The 9,815-nt window shown below is 55.3% G+C and carries 9 protein-coding genes and 4 pseudogenes; 4 read left to right on the forward strand and 9 right to left on the reverse strand.

The window, feature by feature from the left end:
- Positions 1 to 79 precede the first annotated feature (79 nt).
- Positions 80 to 1,093 (reverse strand): C45 family autoproteolytic acyltransferase/hydolase, encoded by a 1,014-nt coding sequence (locus ACR0K9_RS20460; RefSeq protein ID WP_480796162.1) that lies wholly within the window; start codon positions 1,091 to 1,093, stop codon positions 80 to 82.
- Positions 1,065 to 1,313 (reverse strand): annotated as a pseudogene (locus ACR0K9_RS20465) (biotin carboxylase); the annotation flags it as partial. The gene ACR0K9_RS20460 and the pseudogene ACR0K9_RS20465, both read right to left, overlap by 29 nt.
- Here ACR0K9_RS20465 and ACR0K9_RS20470 point away from each other — a divergent pair.
- Positions 1,305 to 1,505 (forward strand): annotated as a pseudogene (locus ACR0K9_RS20470) (transposase); the annotation flags it as partial. The pseudogenes ACR0K9_RS20465 and ACR0K9_RS20470 overlap by 9 nt on opposite strands.
- A 9-nt stretch (positions 1,506 to 1,514) precedes the next feature.
- Here ACR0K9_RS20470 and ACR0K9_RS20475 read toward each other — a convergent pair.
- Together ACR0K9_RS20475 and ACR0K9_RS20480 are read right to left on the reverse strand one after the other, a co-directional pair.
- Positions 1,515 to 1,889: a nuclear transport factor 2 family protein gene (locus ACR0K9_RS20475; RefSeq protein ID WP_170514641.1), complete on the reverse strand. Its 375-nt coding sequence runs from the start codon at positions 1,887 to 1,889 to the stop codon at positions 1,515 to 1,517.
- Positions 1,886 to 2,506 (reverse strand): alpha/beta hydrolase, encoded by a 621-nt coding sequence (locus ACR0K9_RS20480; RefSeq protein WP_170514638.1) that lies wholly within the window; start codon positions 2,504 to 2,506, stop codon positions 1,886 to 1,888. The genes ACR0K9_RS20475 and ACR0K9_RS20480 overlap by 4 nt, the downstream gene beginning before the upstream one ends.
- A gap of 50 nt (positions 2,507 to 2,556) precedes the next feature.
- Here ACR0K9_RS20480 and ACR0K9_RS20485 point away from each other — a divergent pair, with 50 nt between their 5' ends.
- Positions 2,557 to 3,237, forward strand: coding sequence for an IS6 family transposase (locus tag ACR0K9_RS20485; RefSeq protein WP_170514674.1), 681 nt, complete (start codon positions 2,557 to 2,559; stop codon positions 3,235 to 3,237).
- Positions 3,238 to 3,784: 547 nt separating this feature from the next.
- On the opposite strand, the gene ACR0K9_RS20490 is transcribed toward ACR0K9_RS20485, so the two are convergent.
- From ACR0K9_RS20490 to ACR0K9_RS20510, 5 genes are all read right to left on the reverse strand, one after another.
- Positions 3,785 to 5,092, reverse strand: coding sequence for a mechanosensitive ion channel family protein (locus ACR0K9_RS20490; RefSeq protein WP_170514635.1), 1,308 nt, complete (start codon positions 5,090 to 5,092; stop codon positions 3,785 to 3,787).
- Positions 5,093 to 5,517: 425 nt separating this feature from the next.
- Entirely contained in the window at positions 5,518 to 6,822 is a 1,305-nt protein-coding gene (locus ACR0K9_RS20495) for an alpha/beta hydrolase (protein ID WP_170514632.1), read from the reverse strand.
- 101 nt (positions 6,823 to 6,923) lie between these two features.
- A complete protein-coding gene (locus tag ACR0K9_RS20500; RefSeq protein ID WP_170514629.1) occupies positions 6,924 to 7,328 on the reverse strand; it encodes a GYD domain-containing protein in 405 nt (134 codons plus the stop codon).
- Positions 7,329 to 7,356: 28 nt separating this feature from the next.
- The gene (locus ACR0K9_RS20505) at positions 7,357 to 8,214 is read right to left on the reverse strand and encodes an efflux RND transporter periplasmic adaptor subunit (protein WP_170514627.1); all 858 of its coding nucleotides are present in this window, start codon (positions 8,212 to 8,214) and stop codon (positions 7,357 to 7,359) included.
- A 67-nt stretch (positions 8,215 to 8,281) separates the two neighbouring features.
- Positions 8,282 to 9,427 carry an amidohydrolase gene (locus ACR0K9_RS20510; protein WP_480825858.1) on the reverse strand — a complete coding sequence of 382 codons (1,146 nt, stop codon included), beginning with the start codon at positions 9,425 to 9,427 and terminating at the stop codon, positions 8,282 to 8,284.
- A gap of 21 nt (positions 9,428 to 9,448) precedes the next feature.
- On the opposite strand from ACR0K9_RS20510, the pseudogene ACR0K9_RS20515 reads away from it, so the two are divergent.
- Together ACR0K9_RS20515 and ACR0K9_RS20520 are read left to right on the forward strand one after the other, a co-directional pair.
- A pseudogene (locus ACR0K9_RS20515) lies at positions 9,449 to 9,595 on the forward strand (tyrosine-type recombinase/integrase); the annotation flags it as partial.
- A gap of 12 nt (positions 9,596 to 9,607) precedes the next feature.
- Positions 9,608 to 9,815: pseudogene (locus ACR0K9_RS20520) on the forward strand (hypothetical protein); the annotation flags it as partial.

Genomic DNA, 9,815 nt, shown 5'->3' on the forward strand with positions numbered 1-9,815 from the left:
CCTAGCGCGGAAGAGTTTTTCTTTAGAGGAAAGTCGTACACTCAAAATAGGCATCGTGTTTTACGGCAGGCATCAGGCTTCAAGCCAGTTGTCGCGGGTAGACAACCTTCACACTGTCCGCATTAAACTGATCGAAGCTTTTTTGCCATCTCCTGCCTGGCCAGAGGAGTTCGGCGGACAGATTATGGGGGTGATAAGCTGCGGTGTACAGCGTTCCAAAACCTCGATCAAAGGCAGACGAGTAAAGTGGCGGTTTGAGAAAGGCCCGGACGAAAAGCTCTTTCGTCTCAGGATGCAAAGTCAGGCGGTGCAGAAGGTATCGTTCTCGCTCGACCGTCGCTGTGAGACGCGCGTGGCTCTTCCATTCCACGCGCTCTTGGTGGTTGGTTGAAACAGCTGCGCGGGTAATGAGTGTCGGTCGGTCCGGAGCAAGATAGGCTGTGAAAAAGTTCCGCTCCCGGTCCAGAACCGTGACGTTGTAACTCATATGGCACGGGACGCGAAATAGAACACTCTTTGCCTCATCTACTGTCGAACAGGTCTGCAATAGGTACCGTAGGATCAGGGGAACCCCAAAGCCTTCGCCAACCTCACGGCGACCGCCGAATGTCAGGGAGACAGTAAGCCCTGCATCATTCATGCCGTCCAGCAATCCAAATAGCCCATCCGACGTGCCCATTACCTGGCGACCGGACCAAGCGGTCGTCAGGAAAATCCCGTCAAAGGCAGCCAAATCGTAGTCATAGTTCCGCACCATCAGCGGTTCTGATCCCTGCCAGATCGCTTGGCTGCACCCGGCCAGATAGCGCGGCGGGCAATAGAAACTCAGAAACCGTGCCTCCAAGTCGCCTGCGCCAAAGGCAGCGCAGAGCATGTCGTACGGTTCGAGCATTTCCGGCATGTATGTTTTCACCGCATGGCGGCATTCAGAGTATGTTGGACGCGACGATAATCCTTCGCTTGCCCACCATTGAATGTAGGCATTTCGATATTCCGAAAAAATTGCCGACAGCTTCTGCCCGGGTTTTTTTCTTCCACGGCACGAAAAGTAAGTTTCATTCGGCCTACATAATCTTAAACGCCGGATCCTCAAATGCCTGAGCCGAGGGCAGCGGACGGGCCGAAAATGCGTTCTTGATGCCTGCGATCCAGTTCTTCGACTTGGCTTTGAGCTGGAACCCCTTGGTCATCGATCTACCCCTGGTGACAAGGATGCCCAGATCTGCCCCTTCATAGCGGTAATCGCCGACATTCGAAATGCGTAAGAAGAAAGCTTCGTCTTCGCTTTCGACCGCGCGGCGATGATACGCGCCTGCGTCCCCGGCCGAATGCAGCGCAAGACGCCCGTCAAATACGACAAACGCCGATACAAGCGGCGAAACCGCATAGAGATCATGTTTGGCAGGCTCAAGGATTGGAGGCGCGTGGCAACACGCTACGACCGTTGCCCCAAGGTCTTCCTATCAGCCATCGCACTCGCGGCAACCGTCATATACTGGTTATGAATCCTGACCCTAGGCGGCCCGGTGCTTGTAGTAGGTGTCTTTGCGGACGATCAGGCCGTCGCGGTAGGTCAGGATGTCGACGCTGTGGTAATCCTCAGTGGAGCCGTCTTTGTGAGTTACCCGCTTGCGGTATTCGCAATAGGCCTTATCGCCCGCGATGCGGCAGTCCAGCGTTTCCCAATGCACATTCTCGACCTTCTCGAACAGGCCGGCAAACAGACCGCGCAGGGTCTCCGCCCCTTCGAACCGGCTGCCAAATACCTCCGGCCCGGTGGCGTGATCGAACACAGCGTCCGGGGCAAAGTACTTCATTACGGCATCGATGTCGTTTGCGTTAAATGCATCGCCAACGGCATCCACGAGGTCACGGGTAAGTTCAGTCATGTTTCACTCTTTCTGTTGAGGCCAAGCATGGCACAGGTTTTCTTGAAGAATTCGCTAGATGGATCCGTCAGCACATTCAGCTCGTCAAAGTGGTCCACACCGGGGACCACGTAAAAACCGATTGACCGGCTTCCGGTCTGATACTTTTCGACATACATCCGGCCCTGCCGGTGGAACTCATCCGTCTCCTTGCCCCCCACCACAACAAGTTGCGGCGCGTCGGTGACGGGCGGATGATTTGTCATCGGGCTTTCGCGCTCGGCCTCGGCGGCATCCATGCGGATACCGGAGTTCAACGCTTCGGTCAGGCGCACGGGCTCCAGATAACTGAGCGGCGATACCGGGATGCCTGCTTTGATCAGATCCGCAGGCAAGTCTTCGGCATAGGCGGGCCAGTCCGTCGCCATCATCATCTGGGTGATATGCCCGCCGGCCGAATGCCCCATGAAAGTGATCCGGTCGCGGCTGATGCCGAGATCCGGTGCGTTGCGCCAGAGATAGGCCATCGCTTCACGCGCCTCCTCCGAAATCCGCGTGATCGAGACTGTGGGGCAGAGGTCGTACCCCAGCAGGACGACATTCGGATCTGTTGCAAACTTTTGACTGTTGCCTCTCACTAGTGCTTCGAGTGAATGGAAATCGAAATATTGAAGTCGAAAGTTTGTTTATGATCTCTTTCAAAGGCGCACAGTATCCGAAAGATGTGATCCTCTTCGCAGTGTTCTTCTATGTCCGATACGGTGTGTCATATCGCGATCTGGAAGAGATCATGCATGAACGAGGCGTTGCAGTGGATCACACTACACTGAACCGCTGGGTGACGCGGTATGCAGGCGCAATCGCTGAAGCGGCGCGTCGTCGAAAGGGACCGTGCGACCGCTCCTGGAGAATGGACGAGACTTACATCAAGGTGAGAGGCAACTGGGTCTATCTCTATCGAGCTGTCGACAAGCACGGGAAAACGCTTGATTTTATGCTTTCGCAGCGTCGAAACAAACCCGCGGCCACCAAATTCTTCGCCCGAATGCTGGAATGCAACGGACTTCCACGAAAGATTGTCATCGACAAGAGCGGTGCGAATACCGCTGGTATCAAAGCAATCAACAAGATGCTTAAAGGCTTTGGTTGTCCGATCCCAATCGAGATGGTCAGACGGAAATACCTGAACAACATCGTGGAACAGGATCATCGTTTCATTAAGAAACGCACTCGGCCAATGCTGGGGTTCAAGGCATTCTCTTCAGCGGCGGCAACGCTCGATGGGATCGAAGTGGCTCACATGATCCGCAAAGGCCAAATTACACCCGGACTCTCTCCATTTCGCCAGTTCGCGCAACTCGCCTCTTAAACCCATTGCCACAGCGCGTTCTTGTCATCCAACCAAAACTTCGCAACAGAACCCAGGAGCAGGCCGTGACGATCTCATTTAAGGGTGCGCATTTTCCGAAAGACGTGATCTTGCACGCGGTTTCAGGGTCGTAGTTTTTGATATCGATGAATTGTTGGATCGTTAAGTAGCATTCGTGAATGACAAGATAAGCTTCTTTAGCGTTTTCCACGAACCACTTGTTCGGGTTGGTGTCACCAGAATAGACGAACAAAACGCCCCCACAGTGCTCTGGGCTATCGCCCGCCAGCGCCCGAAACCATCATCCTGATGGATTACAGGCCGATCATGCACTAACAATCAACTTGGACCAGTCAGATGAGGCTGCTCACCTTTTGCCAATACCTAACAGGCTCACGTCAACAACTTGGCAATACCGGTGCAAGCAACAAAATGGCCAAGAGAGCGAGGATCATCGATCCTTTGCACAAACGGAGGGGAAGGGAATTCTGTTCGGGTTCTTTGAACATGCTGCAATTCATCTCGTGATGATCCGTGGAGGCTTCGCTCAAACCGCCTCTGGCGATTGGATGAGGTGAACGTCGCGTTGCGGGAACGGGATAGAGATGCCTTCTGCATCGAAGCGATCCTTGGCCTGACCGGTCAGGTCCCAGTAGACGTCCCAATAATCCTCCGACTTGACCCAAGGTCGGCAAAAGATGTTGACCGAGCTTTCGCCTAATTCACCAACGAAGATTTCCGGCGGTGGATCGGCAAGACAAGCCTGGTGGCTCTCTACGAGCATTTGCAATACTTCGATGGCTCGTGCTGCGGAATCGGAATAGCCGATCCCGAATACTAGATCGACGCGCCGCTCCTCTGCAGCGCTCACATTGGTTATGGTGTCGCCCCATATCTTATTGTTGGGCACGATGATGATTTGGTTGTCGAATGTTCGGATCTTGGTCGAAACAACGGACATTTCATCCACCGTACCGGATGCTCCGCCCACTTGGATGTAGTTGCCGGTGTCAAAAGGTTTCAGAACCATGATCATCAGGCCACTGGCAAGGTTGCCCAGCGTTTCCTGAAGCGCGAAGCCGAGGATGAAGGAAAGACCGCCGAAAACCGCAAAAAGCGGGGTGACATTCACGCCAAACAGTCCGAGCACGACCAGCACACCCAGAACCAGCGTCGCCCAATAAACCAAACCGATGACGAAGGATTTCAGCAGACGGGACATGGTCGGCACGCGATCAAGACCACGGTGTGCCATGTTGCGCACGATGCGAGACACTATCATCATGACCCAGATTGCCGCGACAACGCCCAGTATTCCGAACACCACACCCAGACCGCCATCGCTGGACGTCAACCAGCCCCACGCCTTCGCCAAAAGGGTCTTTATGTCCGTCGTCTTCAGGGTGCCAGCGATCACAGCTGTAACATAGCTACGATGCGCCGCGACATCCTCATCGGCGCCACCCTTGGCCGACCAGGCGTCCAGAACCATCTGATACTTTTCCATGGTGACTGTGATTGCTTCGCTTTCCTCGGCAAAACGCGCGCGAAGCGCTTTTTCCTGGGCGCCTGTTGCCTGCCTGAGGGCAAGGTTTGTCGCAGACAAACCTTCGAGTAAGTTTCTTGTATGACTTTGCCAGGTTTCAGCGACAAGGGCGAGATCGGCGCCGGTTAACGGTAAGAGGAAAATGCTTAGGTCATCCGCGGGCACGGAAGCATTTTGAGCTGCTTCTAAAGATCCAGTCGAAGTGATCGGTGCGTCAGCGGTCTGGGCGTTTGCCGGATTGCCAATTGCCAGGAACGCCAGAATTGAAAGAATGAGGCCGATGCGACCAAACCACGTTTTTTGCATCATGTCACGCTCCAGTCGCGCCATTTGAAATGAAGGGAGAGCGGCATACTCGAGGGCAGCAACCGCTCTCCGATACTCTTGAAACAGTCACTCGCTATTTTGTATGGCTCATTGGGAGCGGAACCGGACGAGAGATCAACTCTGGTCAGAGATGTCGCCATTGTTCTCTTTGGTTCACTTGAGAAGGTTTCCAACAACTCCGACAGCATCCACAACGGTTGAAAGATCTTGAGTGACCTCGAGGATTTCGTCACCAACCCGAATGAACCGCTTCTCCATTTCCAGATCGGGCAGGCGCCGGGAACAGCATAATTGAGCAAAATTCCAGCCACCGCAGTGAACCCGGTTGGCCGGTTCATCAGGACGGTTCTGTGCGCTCGCAGAGTGGCGGCGATTGTATCGGGCCTCCATTGCAACGCCCGGGCTCCTCATTCGGAACCCAGATGCTCTTCGAAAAACTCGGCGACACGACGGACAGCTTCGGCGGCTTCTGGTGTACCCCAGTGACCGTGGAAGCAGTGTTGCATCGCGTCGTGGGCATCGAGGACCGCCTCGTGTCCGGCGCTGCGCAGAACGCCATACATGCGGATACCATCGCTCATCTGAATTTCTTTGGTACCCACCTGGACCATTGTCGGAGGGAAGTCCCGCCCATCAAAGTTGTCGTAGACGGTCGAGTATCGTGGATCTTGTGCCTTTTCCTCGGTGATCCCGAGCATTGGCCAGACTGCATCAATGAGGTTGTCCACCAGTGTCCGAGGATCGTGGTAGCGCAGCGTCCAGGTCGAGTCGCTGTTAAAGGAAAAATCGGTCTGCGGGCTCTGCATGACAGCGGCGCCAGGAAGCGGTCCGCCACGATGTGACATCTCGTTGGTGGACATAGCGACCAGCCCGCCACCAGCAGAACAGCCATAAATCCCCACATCCTCCGGAGCGTAGTCACCACCTTCGCCGGTAAGAGCATCGAAGACAGCAATCACCTGATCGCGCTGGTCCAGAATGTCCCAGTCAGGCGCGGGCATCAGTTTGTAGTCGACGGAAACAATATCGATGCCCATGTGATCGGCAAGCGGAGCTGTCCGGTCGAAGGTTGTCTCCGGGGTGTTTCCGTAAAAGGCGCCGCCGTGGACATGGATCAACGCCTTACCCGGGTGGCGGTTCTCGCTTGGGCTGACCGTAACGGTCCTAACGCCACCGATTTCCCGTTCCTCGGTTGTGAGGTTCATTGTCGTGAGAAGCTTCTTCCCGGCTTCCATCATCGGGTCGATCTGAGCGTCATGCAGCGATTGCCACGCGCCATAGTCGTCTGGCTCCGGATAACCCTCCCACGTCGCGCCCAGCCAGCCTGGTGTCCAATTCACCATGATTTCGCGCATCTCGGGGCTAACAAAATCCGGGATGTGTGACGGGAAACTGTCGTTACGGTTCGGATCTTCAGGGTCGGCCATGAATTGTGAAATCGACATCAGACGGCGAACATCTTCGTGGCACGAAGCGCGCTCAAAATGTACATTCAGCGTGTCACACTTGGCCTTCAGTTCGGACAACGCCTGATCCAGCTGCGCCAACTTTCCAACAGTGTCGCCCTCGCCGCCAAGGATTGCGTCGACGCTGGCATAGGCGTCAGAAACCAGCGCCCAACGCGAGTCAAATTCGTCAGCGTTGGCCGAAACCGTGCCAGACAGGATCACAGTTGCCGTAAGTGCGGTGAGGCTGAAGGGTGGAATTTTCATTTTTTCGCGTTTCCTTTCTCTAAGATAGTGTTTTGGCCTGGCGTACCGGAAGCAGGTTATTGGTCAGTCGACACATGGGCCCGCAGCCGCGTCCAAGTGGATCATTTTTGCTTGGCTTCGGCTTCCTTGACTTCTGAGACACGAGAAAGGGCCTCGGCCATGTCGGCGGAGCTCATGAGTTCGATCATCTGATAGCCATTGAGAAGCCCGTCACCGAGGCGCGTGAGATAGAACGCCTGGATGAAAGTTGGATCATCCGGCAACTCGACGAGGATGTAATTCTTTCCATTGCCGAGCCCCCAGAAATACGCGAGCAAGTCACCGCCAAGGGCTTCGATAGGTCCTCGAACGCTTGCCTCTCGATCGCCGGGGGCATCGATCATGGATTTCCAAGCGGCAGCATTTGGAGTGCCTACAAACAGGAAGTGCCGTGTTTGGCTATGACTGTCCGCGAAGACGGGTGAGGCCAGGAGGGCGGCCGACACAACCGGGTAAAACCACTTCATTTTTTTCTCCTTGAAACTGCAGAGAAGGTCATTGGCCTGCTTTTTCGAAGGAAGTCACCCGGACCTTCATTCCGGGACGCAACAGGAGTTCGGGATTTGGGAATTCGGCGATGCTGTAGCCAATCCCTGTCTCCGGATCGAACTCGAACGGCGTTGATATCAGGCGTCCCTGGTGTGGGAACTCACCACCTTCCGGCAGTTCCAACACTAGTGTCAGGCTGCGCATTACACTCTCGTGGCTTTCGCCCGCTAGGATGCGTTCCTGATGCTTTTCGTACGTGCCCGCCACGCGAACGTGGATCGGATCAAGTTGATACAGCGTTCCGATTTCGGGCGAGTCGGCGACGACGTTTGCATTATCTCGAAAACGCGGCGCGCTCATCTGGCCGTCGAACGGTGCGTGGATGAGCTGGAGATCTGAGATAGCCTTGGCCTTTTCCGCATTGAGCCTCTTTGTCTCAACGGTTGCTTCGGCGATTTCGACGCGCGCTTCAGCTTGTGCAATCTCAACTTCAGAAACTGAATTGGCGCCCAACTGCTTCTTTCTGGACAAGTCAGCCTGGGCCAGCTCCAGTTCAGCCACGGCCTGCTGGTGAGCCAACTCGGCTATTTTGGCATCCCATTGCTTGAAGACCTGATCGAAGGTTACCAGCAGATCACCTTCCTTAACGAATTGGCCCTCAATAAAGTGGACAGTGTCGATCTGGTTTTCGGCGGCTGCCGATACATCCCAGCTTTTTGCCGGGACCACAATGCCAGCGCCGGTTGCACTTTCCGCACCGAGGGCATGGGAAGCTTCATCAGCGGACAGCGACAATGTGCTCGCCGCAAGCAGAAACATTCCCAATGCGGCGGATGCTAAGGTTAGAGTGTTTTGCTTGGTCATGTGAACTCTTTATTTGGATGAGCGTTGCGGGAAATTGGACGCTCAGGCTGCGGTTGAAATCGGTGACTTAGTACGTGCGTTTCCCGTTCATCCAAGTCTCGAGCACCTCAATCTCACCAATCTGATCGAGACCCACGGTCCTTGGATCATCAGCCAAGACCACAAGGTCCGCCAGTTTGCCAACCTCAATGCTTCCGATCTCGTCCTCCGAAAGCAACTGGAACGCCGGAACGCTGGTCACGGCGCGGAGGGCCATGTCAATCGAAGCTCGCTCTTCTTCGCCCAGAACGTAGTCAGGATCAGTGAAGAGTGTCCGGTTAACTGCTACTTCAACCATCTCCAGAGGCGTGAGTGTGGAAACAGAGTAATCCGTGTGCAGTGAGTAGGGTATTCCCGCCCGCTCGAAGCTGCCTGTACGGTCGAGCTTCTCAGCTTTGGCTTCGCCGAACACAACATCGCGGAAAGCCTCCCCCCAGAAGAGCACGTGAGCGATCAGAAAAGAGCACGAGATGTCGAGTTCCTTTAGTCTTGCGATCTGATCGTCTTCTGTAATCGAGCAATGTTCGATCCTCGGGCGCACCATGTCGATCCCGTCGGAACGTGCCTTTTCGACAGCCGCGATAATGTTATCGATGGACGCGTTTCCGTTGCCATGCATAGCCATCTGTCCACCGCGGACGGTTCCGTCGGCTACTGCGAAATTGATGTCGTTCTGAATCATGTAGGCTAGGCCCAGATTATCGGAGTTCAGGTACGGTTCTCGCTGTAACCCGGTAAATGCCTGGTTCGATCCGTCAGCGGAGATTTTCCATCCGATCACGCGAGCCTTGGCATTGCCATCGCCCGGCGCGACCCCGGCAGCGTCCCAAGCATCCAGTTCAGCCCATTGAAGGTAACTGCGTGTCCGAATGGGAAAGTCATCGTCGGACGCCAGTAACTCGAATGTACTCCAGTCGTCGGGATTTGCCACACCCGCGACACCGACCGCCGTGACCCCACTGGATGCCCAACCCTGCGCTATGGTCTTTGTGCCGTTTACGCGGTCATAGTTCTGGTAGGGTTCAATCTCCGCGAGGGCGGCAAACAACAATGCGCCGCCAGACAAGTTCCCGTCCGGGCGGCCGCCTTCCATCCGGCCATACTGCGCCCCGTCCGGGTCAGGAGTATTATCGCTTACACTCATAAGTTCGAGCATCTTGGAGTTAACAGTCATTTTATGACCACCCGCGTGCCAACCGACGTGCGCGTGATCCAGGTTTTGCTCGGTCACGCCAAGCTCAGCACCACCGCGCAATACACCCATGTGGCGACCAAGCTGATCCGCGACACCGACAGCCCCTACGAGCTGCTGGCGCAGCTGCAGGGCCGAAGGGCGGAGTGACCGGCACGGGCGTTGCCGCGCCCGAAGCTGGAGGTTGCTGACATCTTTCGAACACATGGTCCTGCCTATCGGCAGGCGCATGCGGTCAGCCTGAGCCAGCACAGAGTGATGTCAGCGATTGAGGCCTGCTGTCACTGTACCCTAATTAATCAGAATTTGCGGATTCACGGCGTTCCGGGGCGTTTTTGTACCCTTAATTGCAATATATCCACAGGTTCCG

It is taken from the genome of Ruegeria sp. L12 (assembly GCF_056531745.1).